We start from the raw sequence: 26,527 nt of genomic DNA, 5'->3' as shown, positions 1-26,527 counted from the left end.
CGTGGCCGCCGGTGCTTCCGTGCGCCGCCGCGAAGGCCTATGGGCTGCCGCATGGCCCTTTCGTCCGACGAAATCGAACGCTACGCCCGCCACCTCGTCCTGGCCGAGATCGGCGGCCCCGGACAGGCACGGCTCAAGGCCGCCCGGGTGCTCGTAATCGGCGCGGGCGGCCTCGGCGCGCCGCTGATCCAGTATCTCGCGGCGGCCGGGATCGGCACGATCGGCATCATCGATGACGACACCGTCTCCCTGTCGAACCTGCAGCGGCAGGTGATCCACGGCACGCCGGATCTGGGGCGGCCGAAGGTCGAGAGCGCCACGGCCGCCGTGGCCCGCCTCAACCCGCATGTCGCGGTGATTGCGCACCCGATCCGGATCGATCCCGACAACGCCGTCGCGCTGATCGCCGGCTACGACCTCGTGGCGGACGGGTCCGACAATTTCGCCACGCGCTACGCCGTCTCGGACGCCTGCTTCCACGCCCGCCGCCCGCTGGTGACGGCGGCGCTCGGCCGCTTCGACGGCACGCTCACCACGATCCGCGCGCACGAGACCGGCCCGGACGGCAATCCGAACCCGACCTATCGCTGCCTGTTCCCGAATCCGCCGCCACCCGGCAGCGTCCCCGCCTGCGCCGAGGCGGGCGTGCTGGGGGCACTCGCGGGCGTGATGGGCTCGCTGATGGCCATGGAGGTCATCCGCGCGGTGACGAATTTCGGCGAGCCCCTGGTCGGCCGCCTGCTCATGGTCGATGCCCGTTCGATGCGGTTCGAAACCTTGCATTACGGGTGGGACCCGGAGAATCCCCTGAGCGGGACCCGCGTCTCAGCCGAATAGCGATCCGGGCGGCATCCAGGGGCCTTCGGCCTGCGCCTTGCCAAGGCAGCATTTCTTGAACTTCTTGCCCGAGCCGCACGGGCAGGGGTCGTTGCGGCCGACATCCTTGAACGGGTTACGCTGCGGCTCACCCGCCCCCTCGGCGGTCCAGTCCAGGGCTTCGACCGCATCGTCCAGATAGCCGTACTGGTAGGGGCCGAGCCGGTCGCGGTCGTGGGGCTTCGTCTCGGCCTTGAGCAGGGCCTCCTTGAACCAGTCGGCGTCGCTCACCGCGTCGGTGATGCGTCCGTCGGCGCGGGCCGCGGCGACCCGGGGTGCGAGATCCCGGAAGCCGAGATGGGCGATCGTCTCCTCCCAGCCGGTCCAGGCCGGCGCCTCCTCGACGGCGGCCTTGGCGTCGTCGAAGCGCACCAGCAGGTCGTGCGTCGCGGCGCGGTCGATCCGGCCCTCCAGGGTCAGGAAGGTGCAGGCGCAGAGCAGCGCCATGCGGGCGAAATCGTCCACGGTGCTGTCGAGGATCAAGCGGAACAGCGGCTGCGGATCGCCGTCGAACAGGCTCGCCAGGACCTTCGCCAGGGTCGCCGTGAGGGCGTCGCCCAGCACGGCATCGAGGCTTTCCTCGTCTTGCCGCAGGAGGCGCAGCAGCGGCGCGAGGGCGCGGGCGTCCCGAGCCTGCGCCATGACGTGAAGACCCCAGAACAGGAGGTTGGCCTCCTCCGGGGTCAACGCGCGTTCATCGGCCGCCGCCTCGAGCAGCGGCAGGGTCGCCTCGGCGATCGCGGCCGGATGCTTCACGGCCTCGCGCAAAGCCGCGGTCGGCCGGCGCTCGGCCGCCGCGAGATCCGCGATGAGCAGGGCGGTCCGGTCCATATGGCTATCCTCAGGCGCGCAGCGTCGCGCCGGTCCGGCGCGAGACTTCGGCGACGATCTTGGCGCTGACGGCCTCGATCTCGGCATCGGTCAGCGTGCGGTCCACTGGCTGCAGCCGTACCGCGATCGCCACCGACTTCGCGCCCTCCGGCACGCCCGGTCCCTCGTAGAGATCGAACACGTCGACGCCCGTCACCAGCTTGCGCTCGGCGTTCTGGGCGGCCTTCACGATATCGCCGGCCGGCACGTCGCGGCCGACCACGAAGGCGAAGTCGCGCGACAGGGGTTGGAACTCGGAGAGCGTCAGCGCTGGCTTGGCCTTGGTCGGCTTGTTCTTGGGCAGCGGCAGCGCGTCGAGCACGATCTCGAAGGCCACGAGGGTACCCTTGAGGTCGAGGGCCTGGAGCGTCCGCGGATGTACCTCGCCGAACCAGCCGATCTCGGTCTTCGGGCCGAAACGCAGCGTGCCCGAACGCCCGGGATGCAGCCAGGACGGGCCGCCGGCCGTCACCTGCAGGCCGCCGGTCGGCACGCCGAGGCTACCGAGCAGGGCCAGGGCGTCGGCCTTCGCGTCGAACGCGTCCACCGTCTCCGTCGCGCCGTCCCAGTGACGCCCGGCCCCCGCGAGGGTGGCGCTGCCCCGACGGACGGCTGCTGCGCGGATCGTCTGGCCTTCCGGCTCGTCGGTGGCGAAGCACTGGCCGACCTCGAACAGGGCGGCGTCCGGATAACCGCGGTCGGCGTTGCGCTGCGCGGCGCGCAGGAGGCCCGGCACGAGGCTCGGGCGCATGTCCGACAGGTCGGACGCGATCGGATTGGCCAGGGCCAAGTCAGCGCCGCCGCCGCCGAACAGCACGGCGTCGTCGTGCGGGACGAAGGACCACGTCACCGCCTCCATCAGGCCGCGGCTCGCCAGGGCGCGCTTGGCGGTCCGCGTGCGCTTCTGCATCACGGTCAGCAGCGCGCCGCCCACATCGGCCAGACGCGGCAGGGGCTTGGCTTCGATCCGGTCGAGGCCGGCGATCCGCACGATCTCCTCCACGAGATCGGCCTTGCCCTCCACGTCGGGCCGCCAGGACGGCGTGCGCACCGTCACCCGGTCGCCGGTGCCCGAGACGTGGAAGCCCAGCGTCTCCAGGATGGTCGTCATCTCGGTTTGCGGAACGTCGAGGCCGGCGAGGCGGCGCACCTCGCTCCAGGGGAAATCGATGATCCGTCTAGCTTCGGGCGGCTCGCTTGAGACCTGCGCCTCGCTCGGTGTACCGCCGCAGAGATCGACCACGAGGCGCGTCGCCAGATCGAGGCCCGGTAGCGTGAAGGCTGGGTCGACCCCGCGCTCGAACCGATAGCGGGCATCGGTGATGATGCCGAGCCGCCGGCCCGATTGCGCGATGTTGGTCGGATCCCACAAGGCCGATTCGATCAGCACGTCCGTGGTGGTCTCGTCGCAGCCGGACGCTTGCCCGCCCATGATGCCGGCGATCGACTCGACGCCGTTCCGGTCGGCGATCACGACGGTATCGCGGGTGAGCGCGTGGGTGCGCCCGTCGAGCGCCAGCAGGCTCTCGCCATCCTGGGCGCGGCGCACCGTGAGGCCGCCCGCCACCTTGGCGGCGTCGAACACGTGCAGCGGCCGGCCGCGGTCGAAGGTGACGTAGTTGGTGATGTCGACCAGCGCGTTGATCGGGCGCAGGCCGATGGCGCGCAGGCGGGCCTGCATCCAGGCCGGGGAAGGGCCGTTCGTCACGCCGCGGACCAGCCGCAGGGCGAAGAGCGGGCAGAGGTGCCGGTCGGCCGGCTCGAAGGCCAGCTCGACCCCGACGGGGCACGGGCCCTCGCCGCGCACGCCCGGCAGGGTCTCGTCCTTGAGCGTACCGATCCCCGCCGCCGCGAGATCACGGGCGATGCCGTGGACAGAGGTGCAGTCCGGCCGGTTCGGCGTCAGGTTGATCTCGATGACCGGATCGTCGAGCCCGGCATAGAGCGCGTAGGCCTGGCCGACCGGCGCCTCCGCGGGCAGTTCGAGGATGCCGTCATGGTCCTCGCCGAGGCCGAGCTCGGCCCCCGAGCACAGCATGCCGCGGCTCTCGACGCCACGGATCGTGCCGACCGACAGGGTGATGTTCTTGCCCGGGACATAGGTGCCGGGCGGCGCGAAGACCGAGACGAGACCCGCGCGGGCATTCGGCGCCCCGCAGACCACCTGCACCGGTGCGCCGGCACCGGTCTCCACCGTGCAGACGCGCAGGCGGTCGGCGTTCGGATGCTGCTCGGCCGTCAGGATCTTCGCGACGACGTAAGGCTTGAGCGCGGCGGCCTTGTCCTCGACGCCCTCCACCTCAAGGCCGATCCGCGTCAGCGTCTCGGCGATGGTATCGAGGGAGGCCTCGGTGTCGAGGTGGTCCTTGAGCCAGGAGAGGGTGAATTTCATGATGGACCTTCGAGAGCCTAGCGTCGGCTCGATCGCGTGGTGAGTAGAATCGCGAGCTTTCGCCTGACGTCGGGCGGTAGCTCGTCAAGAAGACCGACTGTTTCCTCGGCAGCTGCGATCAGGGTTCGGGTCTCGGTGCGGGTCAGCACCTTCTGCTCGCTGCCGAGTATGCCCGGCGGACTATAGTCGGCATCTTCCCGCCAGCGGCGAAGGGCGATGAAGACGTCCGCGACGGCCGAAACGTCTGGGTGCAGCGTACGCGCCCTGGGTGATACCAGCACGTCCCGTGCCTTGTTGTGTTCGAGGTTCCGATAGACGAGTTCGATCTCGTCCGCCGAAGCGGTCCAGAGGCGGAGGCCATCACAGCAGATCTGACAGAGGCAATGGAAGACCGCATAGTACGCGCTGCTGAGGGCCCGCCGGAAGGCCGCCTGCTCGACGATGCGCCGCCCTCGGACGCTTGTCAGATGAACCGCGATCTCAAGCAGGCCGCCACTGAGCGGATTTCGTGTCCGCCGTATCACGGATCGAAATCCTCGGGGGCTGCGCCCGGGATCTCGTCATCGGGATAGGCATAGCGCAGGAACGGAAAGCGCTCCTCGCCGAGTTCACGCAACCGCGTGTGCAACCCAGAGAGCGCGGCCACCACCGCCCGACCGTCGGCCGGCTGCGATCCGGGCCGGAAATGCGCCAACACGCGAACGGCCGCAACACCTTCCGGATCGATGTCGTCGGCAACCTCGGCGCGCTCGAAGCCGTGGGGACCGAGCGTCGCCTGCAGCACCTCGTTGGCGACACCGGCAATTTGAGCGTGAGTCAGCACGGTGCCCTCCGACGCTATCCCGTCAGCCCGCCCACCAGACTCGGCACGTCGAGCGGCCGGAACCCGTAATGATCCAGCCAGCGGACATCCGCCTCGAAGAACGGGCGCAGGTCCGGCATGCCGTATTTGAGCATGGCGATGCGGTCGATGCCGACCCCGAAGGCGAAGCCCTGCACGGCGTCGGGATCGAGCCCGCAATTCCGCAGCACGTTCGGGTGGACCATCCCGCAGCCCAGGATCTCCAGCCAGTCGTCACCCTCGCCGAAGCGGATCTCGCCGCCCTTGCGCGAGCACTGGATATCCACTTCCGCGGAGGGCTCGGTGAACGGGAAGAAGGACGGGCGGAAGCGCATCTTCACGTTCTCCACCTCGAAGAACGCCTTGCAGAACTCCTCCAGCACCCATTTCAGGTTGGCGATGTTGGCGCTCGTGTCGATCACCAGCCCCTCGACCTGATGGAACATCGGCGTGTGGGTCTGGTCGGAATCGTGCCGATAGGTCCGGCCGGGGATGATCACCCGGATCGGCGGCGTCTTGGCCCGCATCGTCCGCACCTGCACGGGCGAGGTGTGGGTGCGCAAAACCTTGCGCTTCCCGTCCTGGTCGGGGGCCAGGAAGAACGTGTCGTGCATCTCGCGGGCCGGGTGGCCGGGCGGGAAGTTGAGGGCCGTGAAGTTCAGCTCGTCCGTCTCGATGTCCGGGCCCTCGGCCACCGCGAAGCCCATATCGGCAAAGATCGCGGTGATCTCGTCGATCACCTGGGAGATCGGGTGGATCCGGCCACGCACCTCCGGCACCTCGCGGACCGGTAGGGTGACGTCGACCCGCTCGGAGGCGAGGCGGGCCTCGAGCGCAGCCTCGGCGAGCTCGGTCTTGCGCGCGGTGACGGCGCCCTGAACCCGGTCGCGCAGGCCGTTGATCAGGGGGCCGCGCTCCTTGCGCTCGTCGGGCGTCATCGAGCCCAGCGTCTTCAGCAGATCCGAGACGCTGCCCTTCTTGCCCAGAGCGGCGACCCGCACCGCATCGAGGGCCGCCTCGTCGGAGGCCGCCGATACCTGGGCCAGGAGATCGCGTTCGAGGCTGTCGAGATCGGTCATCGCTGTCATCAAGCAGGGTTGGCGCAAGAAGCCTTTGCGGCGTGCTCTCGCGCGTTGTGCCGCCCGGCGCAAGCGCAGGGCGTCTCAAACGACGAAGGCGCGGCTCCTGGGGAACCGCGCCTTCCGTGCGTCTCGCCGTGGGCCTGGATCAGGCAGCCTTGGCGGTCTGGGCGGTGTTCTGGGGAAGGGCGGCCTTGGCCTTCTCGACGACGGCGGCAAAGCTCGCCGGCTCGTGGATCGCCAGCTCCGACAGGGCCTTGCGGTCGACGACGATACCGGACTTCGCCAGGCCGTCGATGAAGCGCGAGTAGGTCAGGCCATGCTCGCGGACCGCAGCGTTGAGGCGCTGGATCCAGAGGGCGCGGAACGTGCGCTTCTTGTTCTTGCGGTCGCGGTAGGCATACTGCATGCCCTTCTCGACCGCCTGCTTGGCGATGCGGATCGTATTCTTGCGCCGGCCGTAATAGCCCTTGGCGGCCTTCAGAACCTTCTTGTGCTTCGCGTGACTGGTCACGCCGCGTTTGACGCGGGCCATCGGTTATCTCCTGGATTCGACGAAAGTCAGTGGCAACGGGTGGTGAAGGACTTACCGCGCGTTCGGCAGGAAGTACTTCTTCACGTTGGCGGCATCGCCCTCGAACAGGGTCGTGGTGCCGCGCAGGTTGCGGATCTGCTTGGTCGTCCGCTTGATCATCCCGTGGCGCTTGCCGGCCTGGGCGTACATCACCTTGCCGGTGCCGGTGATCTTGAAGCGCTTCTTGGCGCCCGATTTGGTCTTCAGCTTGGGCATTTGGCTCTCCGTTGGCGAAACTCCGTCCGGCCGACCCGCGAGGGTCGGTGGGGGAGCGCGCAAAGATGCTTCTGGTGGAGCAGCACGAGCCGCCACGGCAGCCCTATCGGCCGGGCGGTTCGACGCGGAGCGGCTTATGACAGAAACCTGACACGGCGGCAACGTCCCCGCTGCGTTGCGGTCCCTCGGCGATCGCCGACCCGTGTCCGGCCAGGACGGAACGGAGCCGGCCTGTCGCTGTTTCGGTCCAGGTCGCCCGCCGTGGTGATTCGGAGGAAATCGGGGACGGCGAGCGCACTGCACAAAACAGTGCGCGACAGCAGGGGGCGCCAGGAACCATAACCTTAGCCGTCAGTTTCATTCATGTCCCGCTCAGGCCGGCAGGGTTAGACCCCCCGTCAAATTCGGCCAACCAGGAGACACTCCGTGCGCATTGCCCAGATCGCTCCGTTGTCGGAGGCCGTTCCTCCGAAGTTCTACGGCGGCACCGAGCGCGTCGTCAGCTGGATTACGGAAGAATTGGTCCGCCAGGGCCACGACGTCACGCTGTTCGCGAGCGGAGACTCGCAGACATCTGCCAAGCTGGCGTCCTGCACGCCGGAGGGCCTGCGCCTGCTCGGCTACCGGGACCACACGGCCAGCCATCTGGCCATGCTGCATCAGGTCCATCGGCGGGCGCACGAGTTCGATATCCTGCACTTCCACATCGACCTGCTGCAGTATCCGATGTTCGAGGACTTGAACCACAAGTGCCTCACCACGATGCACGGCCGCCTCGACGTGCCGGACTTCATGCCGGTCTACCGCACCTTCACGGGCATGCCGCTGGTGTCGATCTCCGACAATCAGCGCCTGCCCATGCCGCCGACCTCGAACTGGCTGGCGACGATTCATCACGGGCTGCCGGCCGAGAATTGCCCGTATTACCCCGAGGCCAAGGGCGGCTACCTCGCCTTCCTCGGCCGGATCTCGCCCGAGAAGCGGCCCGACCGGGCGATCGAGATGGCGATCCGCTCCGGCACGCCGCTCAAGATCGCCGCGAAGGTCGACAAGGCCGATCAGGATTACTGGGACGAGAAGATCGAGCCGATGATCCATCACCCGCTGGTGGAGTTCATCGGCGAGATCAACGAGGAGCAGAAGAAGGACTTCCTCGGCAACGCCCTGGCGCTCGCCTTCCCGATCGACTGGCCGGAGCCCTTCGGTCTCGTGATGATCGAGGCGATGTCGGCCGGTACCCCGGTGATCGCCTTCCGGAACGGGTCGGTTCCGGAAGTGATCAAGGACGGCGTGAGCGGCGTGCTCTGCGAAAACATGGACGATGCCGTGGCGGCCGTCGCCAAGGTGAAGGCCATGAGCCGCGCCGGCGTGCGCCGGCACTTCGAGGGCGGCTTCACGGCCGAGTGCATGGTCAAGAAGTACGTCGCGGCCTATGAGGAACTGCTCAGCCGCGGTGCCGATGTGATCAAGCTGCCGGCGTCCGGCTTTCGCCAGCCCTACGGCGAGGTGAACGGCTCGGCCCGGCCGGCGATCCCGGTCGCCGCCATGCCGGCCTGATCGTCGGCATCGGGCTTGCGAAGCCGGCCAGGACCGGCCTAGCGTCTTAAAGGCGACTCATCCGTCAGGTGAACAAGGGCCGCGGCATCAGCATTGGTGCGGCGGCCCTTTCGATTCCTGCCCTCACAGCACCCGGAGATGCCCCGCATGGCGGACAACACGGCAGCGGCCCAAGAGGCGATGAATCACACGGCGATGACTCACGCGGCGACGGCCCGGAATGCGGCCCCGGGCGCAGGGTTGGCACACGGATTCCAGGATGCGGACGACGTGCTGCCGACCTATCACATCGAGGCGCAGACCTCCCTGGTGGAGCGGCCGCTGCGCTCACTGAAGTTCGGCGAGGCGTTCGGCGTCCTCGATTCCTACGGTGATATCGGCGTCCAGCCGGGACCCGAGGGGCTGTATTTCCAGGACACGCGCTACCTGTCCCGCCTGGAGGTGACCGTCGAGGGTCAGCGCCCGCTGATGCTCTCCTCGGTGATGCAGGACGATAACGGGGCGCTGAGCGTCGACATGACGACCCCCGACATCCGCCTCGACGCCCACGACGAGACCTCGATCCCCCGCGAGACGATCGCGATCGAGCGCACCAAATTCCTGTTCCGCGGCGCCTGCTACGACCGGATCGGCCTGCGCTCGTTCGATTCCAAGCACCGCCGCCTGCGCATCGCCGTGACCTTCGACGCGGATTTCCGCGACCTGTTCGAGGTGCGCGGAACCGACCGCAAGGAGCGCGGCAAGCGCGGCGTCCTCGTTGCGAGCGACCGGGAGGTCCAGTTCCGTTATGTCGGCCTGGACGAGATCGTGCGGACCACGGCCCTGCATTTCGGCCCGAAGCCGGACGCGATCGAGCCGGGCCGCGCGGTCTTCGACGTGTCGCTGCCCCCGGAGGGCAAGACCTCCCTGTTCATCCGCGTGACCTTCGAGGCGCACCGCGCCTTCACCAAGCCGCCGACCGACACGATGGTCGGCGAGGATGCGGCTGCGAAGCTGACGCTTGCGGCCAACGCGGGCGGCGCCCGGCGGGAGCCGAAGGATCTCGGCGAGGGCATGATCTTCGCCCGGGCCTACCGGGACTCGCGTCGCGATCTGCGGACGCTAACGGCGGGCATCACCACGATCATCTCGTCGAACGACCAGTTCAACGAGGGTCTCTGCCGGGCCACCGCCGACCTCTATATGCTGGCGAGCCGCACGCCGGAGGGGATCTACCCGTTTGCCGGCATCCCCTGGTATTCCACGGTCTTCGGCCGCGACGGCATCATCACGGCGATGATGGCCCTGTGGATCGACCCGAAATTCGCCCGCGGCGTCCTGCGCTACCTCGCCTCGACCCAGGCCAAGGCGGTCGATCCGGCGGCCGACGCCCAGCCCGGCAAGGTCCTGCACGAGACCCGGCGCGGCGAGATGGCGATGCTCGGCGAGGTGCCGTTCCGCCACTATTACGGCACGATCGACGGCACGCCGCTCTTCGTGATGCTGGCCTGGGAATACTATGCCGTCACGGGCGATCTGGAGACCGTCCGGGCGATCTGGCCGGCCCTCGAACTCGCGCTCGAATGGATGGACCGCTACGGCGACCGGGACGGCGACGGCTTCGTCGAATACGCCCGTGACACCGACAAGGGCCTGGAGAACCAGGGCTGGAAGGACAGCCACGATTCGATCTTCCACGCCGACGGCCAGCTCGCCAAGGGCCCGATCGCCCTCTGCGAGGTCCAGGGTTACGTCTACGCCGCCAAGCACGGCATGGCGAAGCTGGCGGCGCTGCTCGGGCACGACCCGATGGCCGAGCGCCTGATGCAGCAGGCCTTCGCCCTGCGCGAAACGTTCGACGCGGCCTTCTGGAACGAGGAGATCGGCACCTACGCGCTGGCCCTCGACGGCGCCAAGAAGCAATGCGCCGTGCGCTCCTCCAATGCCGGCCACGCCCTGTTCACCGGCATCGCCAAGCCGGAGCGGGCCGCCCGGGTCGCCGAGACGCTGCTGGGCAAGGACGGGTTCAACGGCTGGGGCGTGCGCACGATCGCCAAGGGCGAGGCGCGCTACAACCCCATGTCGTACCACAACGGCTCGATCTGGCCGCACGACAACGCCCTCATCGCGATGGGTCTCGCCCGCTACGACCGCAAGCACGAGGCGGCGCGCATCTTCCAGGGGATGTTCGACACGTCGCTCTACCAGGATCAGAAGCGGCTGCCGGAGCTGTTCTGTGGCTTCATGCGCCGCAAGCAGCGCGGGCCGGTCTCCTATCCGGTGGCGTGCAGCCCGCAGGCCTGGGCGGCGGCGGCGCCCTTCGCGTTCCTGGCGGCATGCCTCGGGCTCGAACTCGACCACACGGGCAACAGCGTCCGGTTGAAAAACCCGATCCTGCCCGGCTTCCTCGATGGGGTGACCCTCTACAACGTCCAGCTCGGCGACTCGCGTCTCGATATCCGCTTCCAGCGCTACGACGACGACGTCACCGTCTCGGTCCAGCGCCGGCATGGGGACGTGCAGGTGGTGGTCACCAAGTAGGGGGTCCCGGTTTGGGGCTTCCGGTTTGGGGCTCCCAGTTTGGGGCTCCCTTGGCGGCCCGCTTCGGGTTAAGCGGGCCGCGCGGGGCTTTCCGCCGCCGAGGACGGATTGATGCCGGCTGACCACGACGCCCCGCACGCAGCCCTGCGCCTCGCGCAGGACCTGATCCGCTGCCCCTCCGTCACCCCGGAGGATCGCGGCGCCCTCGACGTGGTCGCCGATGCGCTGCGGCAAGCAGGTTTCACGATCGAGCGGCCCATCTTCGCCGAGCCGGGCTTCCCCGATACGCCGAATCTGTTCGCCCGCCTCGGCGACCGCGGACCCTGCCTCGTCTTCGCCGGACACACCGATGTCGTCCCGGCGGGGGAGGGGGCTTGGCGCCACGCTCCGTTCGACGGCGCGGTGGTCGACGGGATGCTGTATGGCCGCGGCGCCGCCGACATGAAAGGCGGCATCGCCTGCATGCTCGCCGCCACGCGTGCCTTCCTGGAGCGCCGCGGCCCGGATTTTTCGGGCTCCATCGCGTTCCTCATCACCGGCGATGAGGAGGGGCCGGCGGTCAACGGCACCGTGAAGCTGCTCGACTGGGCGCTGGCCCGCGGCGAGCGCTTCGACCATTGCGTGCTCGGCGAGCCGACCAACCCCGGCCGCCTCGGCGAAATGATCAAGATCGGCCGGCGCGGCTCGCTCACCGGCAAGCTGACGGTGCTCGGCCGGCAGGGCCATGTCGCCTATCCGCACAAGGCCGAGAACCCGATTCCGGGCCTGCTGCGCCTCGCCTCCGCGCTGGTGGCCGAGCCGCTCGACAGCGGAACGGCGCATTTCGACGCCTCGAACCTCGAATTCACCACGATCGATGTCGGCAATCCGGCCACCAACGTGATCCCCGCCTCCGCCCGGGCGACGTTCAACGTGCGCTTCAACGATGACTGGACGGCCGAGAGCCTGGGGGTGGAAATTCGCCGTCGGCTGGAGCAGGCGGCGGGCAACGCGGTGCGCTTCACCCTGGACCTTCAGCCGTCGAACGCGCCGGCCTTCCTGACGCAGCCGGACGCCTTCGTGGATCTGGTCTCCGCGGCGATCCGGGCCGAGACAGGCCTGACGCCGGTCCTGTCGACCACGGGGGGCACCTCGGATGCCCGCTTCATCAAGGATGCCTGCCCGGTGATCGAATTCGGCCTCGTGGGCGAGACCATGCACCAGACCGACGAATGCGTGGCGGTCGCCGACCTGGAGCGGCTGACCGCGATTTACGAGCGGGTGCTGGAGGCGTATTTCCCCGCGTCGTAGTCTACACCGACGAAAGTCAGCCCCGCGGCCGGCGCCAGGGGGCCGCACCGGCGCTTCTCCCCTGAGGCGAGGATGTCCGCCACATCGTCGGACGAGAGCCGACCGCACCCGGCGAGCATGAGCGTCCCAACCATCGCGCGCACCTGATGGTGCAGGAAGGAGCGCGCCGAGGTCGCCACCACGATCTCGTCGTGCAGGGCCATCGCGGCGCGGGCGACATCGAGCTGTTCCAGCGTGCGGATCGGGCTGTTGGCTTGGCATTCCGCGGCGCGGAAGGCCGAGAAGTCGTGACGGCCCACGAGGCGCTGGGCCGCCGCATGCATGCGCTCCGCATCTAGGGGCCAGGGCACGTGCCAGACATGGGCCCGCGTCAGGGCCGCTGGGCTGCGCCGGTTCAGGATGCGGTAGCGGTAGTGGCGGCGGACCGCCGAGTGGCGGGCGTCGAAACTCCCTGGCACGATCTCGGCCGAGAGGATGGCGACGGGCTGCGGCCGCAGATGGGCGTTCAGGGCGTCGCGGACGGTATCGGTCGGCCAATCCCTGGCGAGATCGAGATGCGCCACTTGGTGAATGGCGTGGACCCCGGCATCGGTCCGTCCGGCGCAGGTGAGCCGGACGTCCTCGCCGGAGAACCGGAAGACGGCCGCCTCGATCGCGCCCTGGACGGTGGGGTCCTCGGCCTGCCGTTGCCAGCCGCAGAACGGTCCGCCGTCGTATTCGATGACGAGCTTGTAGCGGGGCATCAGCCGAGGCGGGCGCCGGGCATCAGGCGGGCGCCGCGGACGAATTCGGCCCCGCTCGCGCTACCGCCCTTGCCGGCCCGGCGCAGTTCCAGGAGGCGCACGGCGCCGCTTCCGCAGGCAACGGTCCCGTCCGCGTCGAGCAGCGTGCCCGCCGCGCCTGACCCGTCGATGGCCAAGGCGCGCAGCACCTTCACCCGCTCCGGACCCTTGCCGAAATCGGCCTCGAAGAACGCCCCCGGGAAGGGCGACAACCCGTTGATGTGATTGGCGACCTCCGCGGCCGGGCGCGACCAGTCGATCCGCGCCTCGTCGTTGGTGATCTTGTGGGCGTAGACGACGCCGTCTTCCGGTTGTGGCGTGAAGGTGAGCGCACCCTGCTCCAGAAGGCCGAGGGCGCGGGCCATCAGCGCGGCGCCGACCGGCATCAGCGCGTCGTGCAGTGCGCCGGCGGTCATGCCGGGGGTGATCGGAATCCGCGCCTCCAGGGCGACCGGGCCGGTGTCGAGCCCGGCTTCCATGCGCATCACGCCGACGCCGCTCTCGGCATCACCCGCCATCACCGCCCGCTGGATCGGTGCCGCCCCGCGCCAGCGCGGCAGCAGGGAGCCGTGCAGGTTCAGGCAACCGTGCTTCGGCGCGTCGAGGATCGCCTGCGGCAGCAGCATCCCGTAGGCCACCACCACGCCGACGTCGGCTTGGTGCGCGGCGAACGCCTCCGCGGCCTCCGGCGTGCGCAGGGTCGCGGGGGTGAGCACCGGCACGCCGAGCTGGTCGGCCAGCGTGTGAACCGGCGATGGCCGCAGGCTCATGCCGCGCCCGGCCTTGGCGGGCGCGCGGGTGTAGACCGCGGCGATCGCGTGACCGTCCTGCGCGAGTTTTTCCAGGGTCGGCGCCGCGAAATCCGGGGTGCCCATGAAGACGACGCGCATGGCCGGCTCAGGCCGCGTCGCGCTTGGCCGCCTTGGCGAACTTCTTCAGCACACGGTCCCGCTTCAGCTTCGACAGGTGGTCGATGAACAGCACGCCGTTGAGATGATCGATCTCGTGCTGGATGCAGGTGGCGAGCAGCCCGTCGGCCTCGATCTCCTGCTCGGTGCCGTCCAGGTCGCGAAACGTCACGCGGACCCGGTCCGGCCGCTCGACCTCGCCATAATAGTCGGGGATCGACAGGCAGCCCTCGTCGTAGACGCGCTTCTCCTCGGAGGACCAGACGATCTCGGGATCGATGAAGACCTGCGGCTTGCGCACGCCCTCTTCCTTCGAGGTGTCGATGGTCACGACCCGCTTCGGAACGCCGATCTGGATCGCCGCGAGGCCGACGCCCGGCGCGTCGTACATCGTCTCGAACATGTCGGCCACGAGGGTCCGGATCTCGCCGGTGATCGGGCCGACCGGGTCGGAGATGCGGCGCAGGACGGGATCGGGGAGGATGACGAGTTGGCGGATGGTCATGGCGGAAACCGGCAGGGACAGCGCCGGGTCGGAACCGGGCTTTTCCGTCGCATAAGATGCAGGTCGAGACCGGTCAAATAGTGGGTCATCGTCTCAGAACGCGGTGCGGCTCCGGATCGCCGCCGTCAGCGTCCCCTCGTCGAGGTAATCGAGTTCGCCGCCGACCGGCACGCCGTGGGCGAGGCGGGTGACCTTCACGTCACAATGGCGGATCGATTCCGTGACGTAATGGGCCGTCGTCTGGCCATCGACGGTGGCGTTGAGCGCCAGGATCACCTCCGTCACGACGGGATCGGCCGCGCGTTCCACGAGGCTCGCGAGGTTCAGGTGCTCCGGCCGCACGCCATCCAGCGCCGAGAGCACGCCGCCGAGCACATGATAGCGCGCCTTCACGGCCCCCGAGCGCTCCAGCGCCCAGAGGTCGGAGACATCCTCCACCACCACCAGGGTGGTGGGGTCACGCTCGGCATCGCGGCAGATCGTGCAGGGCTCCGACGTATCGACGTTGCCGCAGTTGGAGCACACCACGATCCGCTCGACCGCGACCCGCATCGCATCGGCGAGCGGCCCCAGCAGGGTGTCGCGCCGCTTGATAAGTTGCAGCGCGGCGCGCCGGGCCGAGCGCGGTCCAAGCCCGGGCATGCGTGCGAGGAGCTGGATCAGACGTTCGATCTCGGGGCCGGCGACGGCTTGGGGCATCGTGCCTCTGATGGGAGTTCGGGTCGTGGGACGGACATGCCGCCCAGCTCCGGCATAACGGTCGACGGTCAGCATGCAAGGGCGCGGGGGCACATGACTGGTATATGGGTATTCCAGAGGCGTTCTGTTCGTCCGGACCGGCTGGGCGATACGGATGACTGCTTACAGACGGGGGTTCCTGCCCGCGCAACTGTGATCTAACCTGTTTGTCCACGTTGCGGGCTCCCGGCGGAGCCCATAAGGACAGCGAAGCTTCGCCACCTACCCAGCGGTAGAGCGGGAAGCGGCCGGGGAGCGGAGATCCTGCGTGCGGCGGACCTGTACGACCGCACGGACGTCCCCCGGGCAATCCCGGACGCGGACCGCGTCCGGCACAGTCGCGTCGACGGTCGAACAGGGGCCCGGGAGATACGCTCTTGACCAACATCGGTGATCACAACGCGGCCCACGGCGCCGAGGCGGCCGGCTTCCGCGACCTCAAGGCCGTCCACTGGAACTTCGAGGCCCCGCGCCTCTACGAGGAGGCTTTGTCCCGCAAGGAGGCGCAGCTCGCCCGCGGGGGCGCCCTCGTCGCCACCACCGGCAGCCATACCGGCCGCTCGCCCAAGGACAAGTTCGTGGTGCGCGATGCCGCCACCGAGAACGAAGTCTGGTGGGACAACAACGGCGCGATCACGCCCGAGCAGTTCGAGACCCTGCGCCAGGACTTCCTGAAGCACGCCGAGGGCAAGGAGCTGTTCGCCCAGGACCTCTACGGCGGCGCCGATCCGGCCCACCGGGTGAAGGCCCGGGTGTTCACCGAGTTCGCGTGGCACTCGCTGTTCATCCGCAACCTGCTGATCCGGCCGGACCGTTCGGAGATCGCCGCCTACGTGCCCGACATGACGATCATCGACTTGCCGAGCTTCCAGGCGGATCCCGCCCGGCACGGCTGCCGGTCCAAGACCGTGATCGCCATCGACTTCGCCAAGAAGCTCGTGCTGATCGGCGGCTCGGCCTACGCGGGCGAGATGAAGAAGTCGGTCTTCACCTACCTGAACTACATCCTGCCCGGCCAGGGCGTGATGCCGATGCATTGCTCGGCCAACGCGGCGCTGGACGCCGAGGGCGGCTCGGCGATCTTCTTCGGCCTCTCGGGCACCGGCAAGACCACGCTGTCGAACGACAGCTCCCGCCAGCTGCTGGGCGACGACGAGCACGGCTGGTCGAACGAGGGCATCTTCAACTTCGAGGGCGGCTGCTACGCCAAGACCATCCGGCTCTCGCGCAACGCCGAGCCCGAGATCTACGCCACCACCGAGCGCTTCGGCACGGTGATGGAGAACGTGGTGATCGACCCGGTGACCCGGGCGCCCGATTTCGACGACGCCTCGCTCACCGAGAACACCCGCTGCGCCTACCCGCTGGACTTCATCGCGAATGCCAGCGCCACCGGCCGGGCCGGGCATCCGAAGAACATCGTGATGCTGACCTGCGACGCCTTCGGGGTGATGCCGCCGATCGCCAAGCTCACCGGCGCCGAGGCGATGTACCACTTCCTCTCGGGCTACACCGCCAAGGTCGCCGGCACCGAGCGCGGCCTGACCGGGCCGGAGGCGACCTTCTCGACCTGCTTCGGCGCCCCGTTCATGCCGCGGCACCCGAGCACCTACGGCAACCTGCTGCGCGACCTGATCGCCAAGCACGATGTCGATTGCTGGCTGGTCAACACCGGCTGGACCGGCGGCGGCGTCGGCACCGGGCGGCGGATGCCGATCCGCGTCACGCGTCGCCTGCTGACGGCCGCGCTCGACGGCTCGCTGTCGCAGGCCGAGTTCCGGCGGGATCCGTATTTCGGCTTCGCGGTGCCGGTCTCGGTCCCGGGTGTCGAGCCGCATATCCTGACCCCGGTGAAGACCTGGGCCAACAAGGGCGCCTTCAAGGAGACGGCGGCGCGGCTGGTGAAGATGTTCGACGACAACTTCAAGCGGTTCGAGGGCCACGTCGACGCCGACGTGAAGGCTGCCGGGCCGACCGCGCAGGCGATCGCGGCCTGATCGGCGACGGGGGCGGCCCGAGCGGCCGCCTCTCTCCTCTCCCTTGCGGCTACGGGCTACACAGGTTTGCGGTCTCGGCGGAGGGCGCTCGCCCGCCCGGAAGATCGCGGGTCCCCTCTCCCGTGCGGGAGAGGGACAGGGTGAGGGTCGAGAAGGTTCAGACTGAAGCGCGTAGCCTCGGCGCATCGATCGCGTGCTCCGTCCTGAGAGTTCTCATCCCTCACCCCAACCCTCTCCCGAACGGGAGAGGGGGCCCGTTGCGCTCCCTCATGAGCCGTGTGCCTCAAACCTGTGTAGCCCGTAGCCATTGCGGGGAGGAGTTGGAGGTGGGGGTGGTTCAGAAGGCACCGTTGCACTCGATCCTGCGCCACCCCCACCCCTGACTCCTCCCCACAGGGGGGGAGGGGAAACGAGCTCACCGCGGCGGATGTGCGATCAAAACCCCCGCCAGCGTCAGCGCGATCAGACCCAGAACCAGCGACAGCAGCCGCCAGAACAGGAGCGGGTCGCGCTCCAGCAGGGCCGGCCGGCGGGTGTCCGTGAAGGCCGGGTTCGGATGCCGCAGGTCGTGGACGAATTCCGACAGCGCTTGGTAGCGCTTGAGCGGATCCGGATGCAGGGCCTTCCGCAGCGCGCCGTCGACCCACACCGGGAGGAGCGGCCGCACGGTCAGCGCCGAGGCGTAGCGCAGCCTGCGCTGGGCTGAGGCCGTAAGCGCCCGCGGCACCGCATCGCCGTAGGGCAACCGCCCGGTCAGCATCTGATAGGCGATCACACCGACCGCGAACACGTCGGAGGCGGCGGTGGACGCGGCACCCAGGAAACATTCCGGCGCCGTGTACTGAACCGTGCCGAGGATCTCGGCGGGATCGATCCGCGGATCGCCCTCGACCACGCCAGCGACCTTGGTGGCACCGAAATCGATGACCTGCACGCTTCCGGTCGCATCGATCAGGACGTTGTCGGGCCGCAGGTCCTGGTGGATCATCTCCCGGCGGTGGAAGGCCTGTACGCCCCGGGCGAGCTGCTCCACGAGGCCGCGCACGGTCTCCAGTTCGGGCATCGTGTGGTCGCGCATCCACTGAGTCAGGGTCTGCCCATCGACGTAGCGCATGACCGTGTAGAGGTGGCTGCGGCGCCGCGCCGGCGGCTCGGCCTTCAGCACGTGCGGGTTGTCGATCCGCCGGGCGATCCACTCCTCCAGGGCGAAGCGTTTGCGCTGGGCGGGGTCGTCGCGCAGATCGAGGGACAGCATCTTCAGGGCGACCCGCGCCCCGGTCTCCGCCTCGACCGCCAGATAGACGCGGCTGCGCGGGCCGGAATGGAGGACCCGCAGGAGCCGGTAGCCGTCGAACTCGGCCGGCGGGTCGAGGAGCGGCGCGGGATCGAGACCCCCGACATCACCGAGCAGGTCGGCTGCCTCGCCCTCCGGCACGGCCTCGACCCGGACGATCTGGATCGTCAGGTTGTCGGGGCTGCCGGCCGCGTGCGCCGCGTCCACGATGGCCCGGGCCGCGGCATCGAGATCATCCGCGCCCAGGATCGCGGCCACGATCTCCCGGGGGTGGACGTGCTCATGGACGCCGTCCGTCGTGAGGACGAAGATGTCGCCGGCCGCGATGGCGAGGTTCTGGTAGTCGATCTCCGCCCGGCCGGTGACGCCGAGCGCCCGGCCGAGATAGGATTCCGCCGCCGAGACCACCACGCGATGATCCTCGGTGAGCTGTTCGAGGGACCGGCCCGAGACGCGCCAGATCCGGCCATCGCCGACATGAAACAGGTGCGCGGCCCGGCCCTTCAGGATCAAGGCGTCGAAGGTGGTGACGTAGCCCCGGTCGACATCGTTGGGATCGATGCCGCGCCGTGTCTGCGCGTAGAGCCACGAATTGGCCGCCGCGATCACCCGCTGTGCGGCGTTCTTCACCGACCATGTGTCGGGGGTGGCGTAGTAATCGCTGAGGAAACTCTTGACCGCGGTCTGACTTGCCGCCGCGCCGGCCGCGCTGCTGCTGATCCCGTCGGCGAGCGCCACTGCGACGCCCTTCAGACCCAGCGCCGGCGGTGCCGGCACCAGCGTGCCATGGAAATCCTGGTTCTCGGCCTTCCGCCCGGCCGCACTGTGCTGGCCGATCTTGACCGCAAGATCGTGCGACGGACCCGCGCTCAAGCGGCTGCCGCCGCGCTGTCGCCCCGGCCCCGGTAGGACAACGCCTCGGCGAGATGCATCCGGCGCACCTGTGCCTCGCCGTCGAGATCGGCGAGCGTGCGGGCGACCCGCAACGTCCGGTGGAAACCCCGGGCCGAGAGCCGCATGGTCTCGGCCGCCTGCCGGATCAGCGCCGTCCCCTCCGCATCGGGGCTCGCGACCTGCTCGATCAGGTTGGCCGGGCAGGTGGCGTTGGTGGTCGCCGCGGGCAAACCGCGCTCGCCGAAGCGCGCCGCCTGGCGCGCGCGCGCCGCGGCGACGCGGGCGGCCGCTTCGCCGGAGCCCTCCGCGGGTGGCGGCAGGATGAGGTCGGCGGCGGTGACGGCCGGCACCTCGATGCGCAGGTCGATCCGGTCGAGGAGCGGGCCGGAGATCCGCGCCTGATACTGCGCCATGCAGCGCTCGTTCGGGCCGCGCCGGCAGGCGTAGCCCGGCTCCAGGCCCTGGCCGCATCGGCACGGGTTCATGGCGGCGACCAGCTGGAACCGGGCCGGGTACGTGACCCGGTGATTGCCTTCATTCGCGATTTCACCACTTCGCACATTTTGGACAGGAATATTATTGCGCATCAATAACTTACCTCTTGGAAACGCCGCGTTTCGCAGCCGGTTCTGCCTATCAAAAACCGCCGCTTGCACTAAGATATCAAGCTCTACCATGAGCCAGCGAGCCGCCGATATTGGGGGATGCGAGCGATTGATGGGCGGTGAAGAGTGACACGGCGCAATTGACTACGGGAAGCTTCGCCGAATAGGCTGACTTTAAGTTGCGCAAATTTGAACCGAGCGGCCCCCCCCATGGCAACTTTTTTCAACGATTTCTTTGGGGTAACGGAAGACGACGTTGACAATTATGGCGCGTTCAACATTTCTTTGATCAATGATCTGCCGTTGTTTATCGACCCATTCCTATTATTTAATAGTAAGAACGCTGATTATCAGGCGTTGCACAAGGATATTCTCAAATACATCGTGTTCCTCCGTGATCAGGTAGCTGCGGGTACCGTCAATGATGATTTAGTAAGCGCATGGTTCCGTTTTCCCGAGGTGAAGCAAAATTGGTTCGGGTTTTCTATGGTCGGCAACAAGGGTTCTGGCCTGGGTAAGAAGTTTGCAGTTGCCTTGAGTTCGAATTTGATCAGCGTATTTGCGAATTTTGGCAAAGAAAGGATTTCACACGGGAGCCACATCGAAAAAGTGTGCCTCATTAGCGATGGCGTTGGGAGAGACAATATCAGCGACTTTACTCTGAACCTTATACTCGACTACATTTGTCGCTACACCGAAGCATTTGCGAAAGACAAAATAGACGCCGCTCGACGGAAAACCGTCTGGGTCGAGAAATCAAAGTTTAATTATGAAACTAGATCTTGGCAGCGGATGCAATACGATCTGCCGTTTATTGATGGCGATTACGTTTTATTGACGCCAAAAGATATATTGACGCGGGACGAGAACTGGATCAATCGAGGCGATATGGTTCGCCAGTTCGAAGACATTCCCGTTGCAGTACCCGATAACGAATTGCGGGGGCAGATATTTGCTTATTTCGACAGTGTGCTCATTAAGCCGATTGATAGACTGCCGAATGAACAAGAACGCGCGGAGGCTATACTTAAGACATACCTGAATTTTCCGGAGCTGGTGGACTGGTATATTCGTCTCAAAGAGGAGAATGGCGAGCAAGCGAAGGACATCAGCTCTGAAAAGGTTGCGCTTACGAAGTTCCTATTCGAGCATCAGGTCAAAGACATTCAAGCTCAGCTTCTAGCGGAGACCAAATTTTATGAAGTGCAAGATACATCATACGAAGAGACCCACCAGCGCTTAACATTCTTTAGGAACGTAATTGAGAAGAAAGGTGGACACCGAATCTTTTGGCACGGCAATGTTGCGATTCAGCGCGAAAGTGACCTTCAAATTTTATGCAAATTCATTTGGTACGGCACACCGTCAGATGCGAGTGCAGAAGTGAATGACGGGCGCGGTCCGGTGGATTTTAAGATCAGTCGAGGAGCGCGTGATAAAACTCTGATAGAGATGAAGCTGGCAAAGAATACTCAGCTCAAGAAAAACCTTGAGAAGCAGCTCCCGATTTATATGGACGCGAGCGCTGCTAAGAAGGGCATCAAAGTCATTATTTATTTCTCTGCCTCTGAGAAGGCGCGAGTGGATGGAGTCCTGAAAGATCTTGGCATCGAAGGGCATCGTGACGTGGTTCTTATCGATGCGCGCAACGACAATAAGCCATCCGGGTCTAAGGCATAGATTAAATTTGGCGGCGCAATTTTGGTTGCGGCTAGGCGTCCGCCCTCAACGCGTTGCGAATGGTCGGAACGTCCCCACTAAGGCCGCGTGGAGGACTGGGGCCTACGACTGGATTGGGTGGATTGCCGTCAGTCCGCTTTGGAGCAGCGATCCATGGAAGCGGACATCGCCGGTGAGCCTGCTCACGACCCATTGCGAGCACTCGGAGGGTCCGCTTTCAGGATGCTGGCGAGCTAGAGACCTTTTACCGGACTCTCGCGATTTTTACTGAGATAACGGCAAGGGCCTCTCCCCGCTTTCATAATGCTCGACCGCCTCACAGAAGGCCCCGTTAGTTAGCATGCACAGCGTGCCTGTGTACTTCTTTTGATAAGCCGAGCTGCTTCATTTTACTGTCGTCTTCCTTCTCTGTTGAGATGTATCTACACAGATCAGAGATACTCGCCATCATTCCATCTGAAGTTATTCGATTATGCGTGGACCCATTGCTATCTATACTCCAATAAAAACTTTTACAGTTGGTGACTCCTGGCTCAGCATCATGGCAGTTAGTAAATTTTGGACCATCACAGTACAATACTTTCTGATAGCGATGCATCGGAACGTTTTCGCAACTTGCATCCCATTCGTCTTTTATAATTGATGCCTTGAGCCGACAATAGTCAGGGTTTACAGTAGCTGCGATTTTCAATTCTTCGTCTGGTATATTCGCGTACATGATTGACATTGCTAGTGATAAAGGCAATCTACTTGGAGGAGCAGAAATAGGGTTACATTTACCCAAAAAAGATAAGGTAAAAACAGCCAGACAAAAGATGGTGGCAATTCTTTTAAAACTCAACTTATACATTTGAATGCGGTCGTTTCGATTATTGAGATGATAATTGTTTACTTGTTGGCGCGAAATTAGATTTTACTTTTTTATGTTATCTTTGGGACGGCGCTACCTAGACGATTATGGACGATTTGGGCCATTGCTCGATCTCGCGTAGGGTTCGTTCTTGAAGCAATCCCTTTTGTGACCGTCCGACGAACATATAGCCCTATCGAGTGCACGCTTCTCTGATACGCCTCGGCATGTCCACTGCTGAGCGATGCTCGTTGCGTCATCGGTGACAGGTTTGGTTCGGATGCGGAACGTCTGCTTCTCGCCAAACGGCCAAGGCCCGCTTCCCACCCCAAGCTGAAGTTGCCGGACCGCCTACGAACGTCCGTTTCTAGTGAACGCCGAAAGCGCTTCCGGTGGCTGGGTTGGGTCGGATGCGGAACGTCCGCTTCAAAGCGGAAGGCTAAGGCCCCCCGCCCAAGCTCGCGCGAATCAGCTATCCAGAAACCTTGCACGCGTCGATTCGACATTCCGCACAAGCGTTTAATTCGGCAAAACCGAATGCAAGCGCCGGACACAGTTGGCGCGCGCGATCATGACCTCGCCGGTTTCCATGGGCTGGCGCAGGCTGTCGAGCACCTGCGGGGTGAATTCCGGCAGTTCGTCCAGGAACAGCACGCCGCCATGGGCCAGCGACACCTCTCCGGGGCGCGCGCCGAGCCCGCCGCCGACGAGGGCCGCCATGGAGGCCGAATGGTGCGGCTGCCGGAACGGCCGGCGGTTCGAGAGGGCGCCGTCCTTCAACGCCCCCGCCACCGACTGGATCATCGAGATGTCGAGCAACTCGCGCGGCCCGAGGGGCGGCAAGATCGAGGGGAGGCGGGCGGCGAGCATCGACTTGCCCGAGCCGGGCGGCCCGTTCATCAGCAGGTTGTGGCCCCCGGCCGCCGCGACCTCCAGGGCGCGCTTGGCGCCCTCCTGGCCCTTGATGTCGGCGAGGTCCGGCAGCGGACCGGACTGACCCGCCACGGAGGGTTTCGGCCGGGCCATGACCTGGCTGCCCTTGAAATGGTTGGCGAGCTGAATGAGCGAGCGCGGGGCGAGCACGTCGAGATCGCCGCCCGCCCAGGCGGCCTCCGGTCCGGTGGCGGCCGGACAGATCAGCCCCAGGCCACGCTCGGCCGCCGCGATCGCCGCCGGCAGCACGCCGTTCACCGCCGTGATGCTGCCGTCCAAAGCGAGTTCGCCCAGCACGCAGTAGCCGGCAAGGGCATCCGCCGGGATCGCGCCGATCGCCGCCATCACGCCCAGCGCGATCGGCAGGTCGTAATGCGAGCCCTCCTTCGGCAGGTCGGCCGGGGCGAGGTTCACGGTGATGCGCTTGGCAGGCAGCGCGAGACCCGAGGCGATCAGCGCGCCGCGCACCCGCTCGCGGGACTCGCCCACCGCCTTGTCGGGCAAGCCGACCACGTTGAACACCACCGAACCGGTGATGATCTGCACCTGCACGTCCACCGCCCGCGCCTCGATGCCCTCGAAGGCCACGGTGGCGACGCGGGTGACCATAGGTGAAGAATCCTTCAAGCGCGAAGCCGCCTAGATGTGCTGGAGAATCGCTGGGCGCTCAAGTGGATCGGCGTCGGGACGGAACACCGGCTCCGCATTCCTGTTCACAGCCGGCAACACGCATCGGAACGGAGACCTATCATGCGCCTTGCCCCGCCCCTTCTCGCCCTCGCCCTCCTGGCCGGGACCGGCCTCGCCGCCCGGGCCGACGAGAAGCTGCCGCCCGATCAGCAGGCCAAGGTCGAGGCCATGCTCAAGCAGGAGGGCTTCACCAAGTGGGAGGAGATCGAACTCGACGACGGCATGATCGAAGTCGATGACGCGATCGACGCCAGCGGCAAGAAGTTCGACCTGCAGCTCGATCCCAAGACCCTGGCGATCGTGAAGCGCAAGGCCGAGTAGGCCACGCAATGCGGCGACGCTTGCGTTCGGCGGGCAGCCCGGCCATATAGCCGGCGGGGGGTTGGCGAGGGACGTTTCACTCGCCAACCGGGTCAGGTCCGGAAGGAAGCAGCCCTAACGAGACCGAGCGGGTCTTCGTCCAGCCTCCCACCTTATTCTCAGCGCGCGGCAGCCTGATCCCGACCCGGCATGGACGCTTCGACCGGCACGCCTGACGACGAGCCGGGCCTGCCCGGGTTTCCAGCGCCCGCCGCCGCGGCGACGCCCTACCGGGTGCTCGCGCGCAAATACCGTCCCACCCATTTCGGCGACCTGATCGGCCAGGAGGCGATGGTCCGCACCCTCGCCAACGGGTTCGCGGCCAACCGCATCCCGCAGGCCTGGATGCTCACGGGCGTGCGCGGCGTCGGCAAGACCACGACGGCGCGGATCCTCGCCCGCGGCCTCAACTACATCCGCGCCGGCCAGCCCGATACCGGCCCGACCGTGTCGATGCCGGAACTCGGCCTGCACTGCGCGGCGATCATGGAATCCCGGCACATGGACGTGCTGGAGATGGATGCCGCCTCGCATACCGGCATCGACGACGTGCGCGCGATCATCGACGGTATCCGCTACGGGCCGGTCTCGGCGCGCTACAAGGTCTACATCGTGGACGAGGTCCACATGCTCTCCGAGAAGGCGTTCAACGCCTTCCTGAAGACGCTCGAAGAGCCGCCGCCCCACGCCAAGTTCGTGTTCGCCACCACGGAGATCCGCAAGGTCCCGGTGACGATCCTGTCCCGCTGCCAGCGCTTCGACCTGCGCCGGGTCGAGGCGCCGGTGCTCCACGCCCACCTCGCCAAGGTCTGCGCGGCCGAGCGGGTCGAGGCCGAGGACGAGGCTCTGGGCGCCATCGTCCGGGCCGCCGAGGGCTCGGTCCGCGACGCGCTCTCGCTGCTCGATCAGGCGATCGCGCACGGCGCCGGCTCCGTCACCGCGCAGAGCGTGCGCGACATGCTGGGGCTCGCCGATCGGGCCCGGATCCTCGACCTGTTCGAGGCGGTGATGCGCGGCTCCGTTCCGGCGGCCTTCGCGGAGTTGCGGGCGCAGTACGATGCGGGGGCCGACCCGTCGGTGGTGCTCTCCGACCTCGCGGCCTTCACGCATCTCGTGACCCGCCTGAAAGCGGTGCCGGAGACCGCCCAGGACCCGACCCTCAGCGAGACCGAGCGCGTCCGCGGCGGCCAGTTTGCGGAAAAACTCTCGATCCGTGCCCTGTCGCGGGCGTGGCAGATCCTGCTCAAGGCGATCCCCGAGGTTCAGGCCGCGCCGCGCCCGCTGGCGGCGGCCGAGATGGCCATCGTGCGCCTCGCCTACGCGGCCGATCTGCCGACCCCGGACGAGGCCCTGCGCCAGCTGAAGGCCGAGGCCGCCGCCGAGCCGGCGGGCGAGCCGGCGCCCTCGGGACGTCCCGCCCTGCCGCCGATCCCGGATCTGCGCGGCGGCGGCTCGGCGGCCTTGGCCGCCGCACCCCGGACGATGTCGGCCGAGCCGGTCCCCGTCGCCGCCCCGGTGGCGATGGCCGCGCCTGTCGCGGCACCCGCCCCCGTCGCGCCGCCGACGCCGCGGCTCGGCCGGTTCGAGGATCTGATCGCCCTGGCGGATGCCAATCGGGACATCCTGCTGCGGACCGCCCTGGAGCGGGACGTTCATCTGGTGCGCTTCGAGGACGGGCGGATCGAGTTCCGTCTCGCCCAGGGCGGACGGCCGAGCCTCGCCACCGACCTCGCTGCGGCGATCGAGCGTTGGACCGGCCGGCGCTGGTCGGTCGCCCTCTCGAAGGAGGAGGGCGCGCCGACCCGCGACGCGGCCGCCCGCGCGGTGGTCGAGACCCGCCGGGAGAACGCCGCCGCCGATCCGTTCGTGCGCGAGGTGCTGACGCGCTTTCCCGGCGCCGAGATCGTCGACGTGCGCGAGACCGCCTCCGAGGCGCTGCCGACGGCCGAGCAGGAGATCCTCGGCGAGGGCGATGCCGCCCGCGTTGACGAGGTCGAGGACGACGACCGCTGAGGTTTCGGCCCGGCCATCCGTGGCGGGCGGGCCGGCACGGACCCAGATCAGACGACGACAGAA

At 67.1% G+C, this 26,527-nt stretch carries 20 protein-coding genes, 1 other RNA gene and 2 pseudogenes; 9 read left to right on the top strand and 14 right to left on the bottom strand.

Going from position 1 to position 26,527, the window contains the following annotated elements; genetic code table 11:
- Positions 1-51 precede the first annotated feature (51 nt).
- Positions 52-837: a HesA/MoeB/ThiF family protein gene (locus tag AAHG09_RS01805; protein WP_342104977.1), complete on the top strand. Its 786-nt coding sequence runs from the start codon at positions 52-54 to the stop codon at positions 835-837.
- On the opposite strand, the gene AAHG09_RS01800 is transcribed toward AAHG09_RS01805, so the two are convergent.
- From AAHG09_RS01800 to rpmI, 7 genes are all read right to left on the bottom strand, one after another.
- Positions 826-1,707: a DUF1186 domain-containing protein gene (locus AAHG09_RS01800; RefSeq protein WP_342104975.1), complete on the bottom strand. Its 882-nt coding sequence runs from the start codon at positions 1,705-1,707 to the stop codon at positions 826-828. The two genes, AAHG09_RS01805 and AAHG09_RS01800, sit on opposite strands and share 12 nt — an antisense overlap.
- Positions 1,708-1,717: 10 nt before the next feature.
- A complete protein-coding gene (gene pheT / locus AAHG09_RS01795) occupies positions 1,718-4,138 on the bottom strand; it encodes a phenylalanine--tRNA ligase subunit beta (RefSeq protein WP_342104973.1) in 2,421 nt (806 codons plus the stop codon).
- A gap of 17 nt (positions 4,139-4,155) precedes the next feature.
- Positions 4,156-4,662, bottom strand: coding sequence for a hypothetical protein (locus AAHG09_RS01790; protein ID WP_342104971.1), 507 nt, complete (start codon positions 4,660-4,662; stop codon positions 4,156-4,158).
- On the bottom strand, positions 4,659-4,961 hold the full coding sequence (locus AAHG09_RS01785) for a hypothetical protein (RefSeq protein ID WP_244007350.1): 303 nt from the start codon (positions 4,959-4,961) through the stop codon (positions 4,659-4,661). Before AAHG09_RS01785 ends, AAHG09_RS01790 begins: the two co-directional genes overlap by 4 nt.
- A gap of 14 nt (positions 4,962-4,975) precedes the next feature.
- Positions 4,976-6,058 carry a phenylalanine--tRNA ligase subunit alpha gene (gene pheS, locus AAHG09_RS01780; RefSeq protein WP_342104967.1) on the bottom strand — a complete coding sequence of 361 codons (1,083 nt, stop codon included), beginning with the start codon at positions 6,056-6,058 and terminating at the stop codon, positions 4,976-4,978.
- 148 nt (positions 6,059-6,206) lie between these two features.
- A complete protein-coding gene (rplT, locus tag AAHG09_RS01775) occupies positions 6,207-6,593 on the bottom strand; it encodes a 50S ribosomal protein L20 (protein ID WP_342104965.1) in 387 nt (128 codons plus the stop codon).
- Positions 6,594-6,644: 51 nt separating this feature from the next.
- The gene (rpmI, locus tag AAHG09_RS01770; RefSeq protein ID WP_007561407.1) at positions 6,645-6,848 is read right to left on the bottom strand and encodes a 50S ribosomal protein L35; all 204 of its coding nucleotides are present in this window, start codon (positions 6,846-6,848) and stop codon (positions 6,645-6,647) included.
- Between the two features lie 426 nt (positions 6,849-7,274).
- Here rpmI and AAHG09_RS01765 point away from each other — a divergent pair, with 426 nt between their 5' ends.
- The 3 genes from AAHG09_RS01765 (at position 7,275) to dapE (ending at position 12,215) form a co-directional block, all read left to right on the top strand.
- Positions 7,275-8,405: a glycosyltransferase family 4 protein gene (locus AAHG09_RS01765; RefSeq protein WP_342104963.1), complete on the top strand. Its 1,131-nt coding sequence runs from the start codon at positions 7,275-7,277 to the stop codon at positions 8,403-8,405.
- A 195-nt stretch (positions 8,406-8,600) separates the two neighbouring features.
- Positions 8,601-10,925, top strand: coding sequence for an amylo-alpha-1,6-glucosidase (locus tag AAHG09_RS01760; RefSeq protein ID WP_342105461.1), 2,325 nt, complete (start codon positions 8,601-8,603; stop codon positions 10,923-10,925).
- 111 nt (positions 10,926-11,036) lie between these two features.
- Entirely contained in the window at positions 11,037-12,215 is a 1,179-nt protein-coding gene (dapE, locus tag AAHG09_RS01755) for a succinyl-diaminopimelate desuccinylase (protein ID WP_342104961.1), read from the top strand.
- Here dapE and truA read toward each other — a convergent pair.
- From truA to recR, 4 genes are all read right to left on the bottom strand, one after another.
- Complete coding sequence (gene truA, locus AAHG09_RS01750) at positions 12,176-12,958, bottom strand: tRNA pseudouridine(38-40) synthase TruA (RefSeq protein WP_342104959.1); 783 nt, start codon at positions 12,956-12,958, stop codon at positions 12,176-12,178. The genes dapE and truA overlap by 40 nt on opposite strands.
- Positions 12,958-13,887, bottom strand: a complete 930-nt coding sequence (fmt, locus tag AAHG09_RS01745) for a methionyl-tRNA formyltransferase (RefSeq protein ID WP_342104957.1) — start codon at positions 13,885-13,887, stop codon at positions 12,958-12,960. The genes truA and fmt overlap by 1 nt, the downstream gene beginning before the upstream one ends.
- 7 nt (positions 13,888-13,894) lie before the next feature.
- On the bottom strand, positions 13,895-14,410 hold the full coding sequence (gene def, locus AAHG09_RS01740) for a peptide deformylase (RefSeq protein ID WP_342104955.1): 516 nt from the start codon (positions 14,408-14,410) through the stop codon (positions 13,895-13,897).
- A gap of 93 nt (positions 14,411-14,503) precedes the next feature.
- Complete coding sequence (gene recR, locus AAHG09_RS01735; protein ID WP_342104953.1) at positions 14,504-15,109, bottom strand: recombination mediator RecR; 606 nt, start codon at positions 15,107-15,109, stop codon at positions 14,504-14,506.
- A gap of 416 nt (positions 15,110-15,525) precedes the next feature.
- Between recR and AAHG09_RS01730 the strand changes: the two genes are divergently transcribed.
- The gene (locus AAHG09_RS01730) at positions 15,526-17,145 is read left to right on the top strand and encodes a phosphoenolpyruvate carboxykinase (RefSeq protein WP_342104951.1); all 1,620 of its coding nucleotides are present in this window, start codon (positions 15,526-15,528) and stop codon (positions 17,143-17,145) included.
- A 415-nt stretch (positions 17,146-17,560) separates the two neighbouring features.
- On the opposite strand, the gene AAHG09_RS01725 is transcribed toward AAHG09_RS01730, so the two are convergent.
- Together AAHG09_RS01725 and AAHG09_RS01720 are read right to left on the bottom strand one after the other, a co-directional pair.
- On the bottom strand, positions 17,561-19,312 hold the full coding sequence (locus AAHG09_RS01725) for a protein kinase domain-containing protein (RefSeq protein ID WP_342104949.1): 1,752 nt from the start codon (positions 19,310-19,312) through the stop codon (positions 17,561-17,563).
- Positions 19,309-19,863, bottom strand: a pseudogene (locus AAHG09_RS01720) (magnesium chelatase subunit ChlI family protein); the annotation flags it as partial. The gene AAHG09_RS01725 and the pseudogene AAHG09_RS01720, both read right to left, overlap by 4 nt.
- A 285-nt stretch (positions 19,864-20,148) precedes the next feature.
- Between AAHG09_RS01720 and AAHG09_RS01715 the strand changes: the two are divergent.
- Entirely contained in the window at positions 20,149-21,618 is a 1,470-nt protein-coding gene (locus AAHG09_RS01715) for a hypothetical protein (protein ID WP_342104946.1), read from the top strand.
- A 1,405-nt stretch (positions 21,619-23,023) separates the two neighbouring features.
- Here the strand turns inward: AAHG09_RS01715 and AAHG09_RS01710 are convergent.
- Positions 23,024-24,010, bottom strand: a pseudogene (locus AAHG09_RS01710) (YifB family Mg chelatase-like AAA ATPase); the annotation flags it as partial.
- A 141-nt stretch (positions 24,011-24,151) separates the two neighbouring features.
- Between AAHG09_RS01710 and AAHG09_RS01705 the strand changes: the two are divergent.
- The 3 genes from AAHG09_RS01705 (at position 24,152) to AAHG09_RS01695 (ending at position 26,464) form a co-directional block, all read left to right on the top strand.
- Positions 24,152-24,412 carry a PepSY domain-containing protein gene (locus AAHG09_RS01705; protein ID WP_342104944.1) on the top strand — a complete coding sequence of 87 codons (261 nt, stop codon included), beginning with the start codon at positions 24,152-24,154 and terminating at the stop codon, positions 24,410-24,412.
- Between the two features lie 54 nt (positions 24,413-24,466).
- Positions 24,467-24,565: signal recognition particle sRNA small type (ffs, locus tag AAHG09_RS01700), an RNA gene on the top strand.
- 36 nt (positions 24,566-24,601) lie between these two features.
- Positions 24,602-26,464 carry a DNA polymerase III subunit gamma/tau gene (locus AAHG09_RS01695; protein ID WP_342104941.1) on the top strand — a complete coding sequence of 621 codons (1,863 nt, stop codon included), beginning with the start codon at positions 24,602-24,604 and terminating at the stop codon, positions 26,462-26,464.
- Positions 26,465-26,527: the final 63 nt, after the last annotated feature.

The sequence above is a fragment of the Methylobacterium guangdongense genome (genome assembly GCF_038442355.1).
Lineage (GTDB): Bacteria > Pseudomonadota > Alphaproteobacteria > Rhizobiales > Beijerinckiaceae > Methylobacterium > Methylobacterium guangdongense.
Note: the sequence above shows the minus strand (reverse complement) of the source record. Positions and strands in the feature narration are given on the sequence as shown.

Excerpts from the sequence above, each read along its gene's own strand:
- AAHG09_RS01760 (WP_342105461.1), top strand. The coding sequence starts at position 8,601 with ATGACTCACGCGGCGACGGCCCGGAATGCGGCCCCGGGCGCAGGGTTG.
- rplT (WP_342104965.1), bottom strand. The coding sequence starts at position 6,593 with ATGGCCCGCGTCAAACGCGGCGTGACCAGTCACGCGAAGCACAAGAAG.
- pheT (WP_342104973.1), bottom strand. The coding sequence starts at position 4,138 with ATGAAATTCACCCTCTCCTGGCTCAAGGACCACCTCGACACCGAGGCC.
- fmt (WP_342104957.1), bottom strand. The coding sequence starts at position 13,887 with ATGCGCGTCGTCTTCATGGGCACCCCGGATTTCGCGGCGCCGACCCTG.
- def (WP_342104955.1), bottom strand. The coding sequence starts at position 14,410 with ATGACCATCCGCCAACTCGTCATCCTCCCCGATCCCGTCCTGCGCCGC.
- truA (WP_342104959.1), bottom strand. The coding sequence starts at position 12,958 with ATGCCCCGCTACAAGCTCGTCATCGAATACGACGGCGGACCGTTCTGC.
- AAHG09_RS01705 (WP_342104944.1), top strand. The coding sequence starts at position 24,152 with ATGCGCCTTGCCCCGCCCCTTCTCGCCCTCGCCCTCCTGGCCGGGACC.
- pheS (WP_342104967.1), bottom strand. The coding sequence starts at position 6,058 with ATGACCGATCTCGACAGCCTCGAACGCGATCTCCTGGCCCAGGTATCG.
- AAHG09_RS01805 (WP_342104977.1), top strand. The coding sequence starts at position 52 with ATGGCCCTTTCGTCCGACGAAATCGAACGCTACGCCCGCCACCTCGTC.
- AAHG09_RS01695 (WP_342104941.1), top strand. The coding sequence starts at position 24,602 with ATGGACGCTTCGACCGGCACGCCTGACGACGAGCCGGGCCTGCCCGGG.
- AAHG09_RS01715 (WP_342104946.1), top strand. The coding sequence starts at position 20,149 with ATGGCAACTTTTTTCAACGATTTCTTTGGGGTAACGGAAGACGACGTT.
- AAHG09_RS01800 (WP_342104975.1), bottom strand. The coding sequence starts at position 1,707 with ATGGACCGGACCGCCCTGCTCATCGCGGATCTCGCGGCGGCCGAGCGC.
- rpmI (WP_007561407.1), bottom strand. The coding sequence starts at position 6,848 with ATGCCCAAGCTGAAGACCAAATCGGGCGCCAAGAAGCGCTTCAAGATC.
- recR (WP_342104953.1), bottom strand. The coding sequence starts at position 15,109 with ATGCCCCAAGCCGTCGCCGGCCCCGAGATCGAACGTCTGATCCAGCTC.
- dapE (WP_342104961.1), top strand. The coding sequence starts at position 11,037 with ATGCCGGCTGACCACGACGCCCCGCACGCAGCCCTGCGCCTCGCGCAG.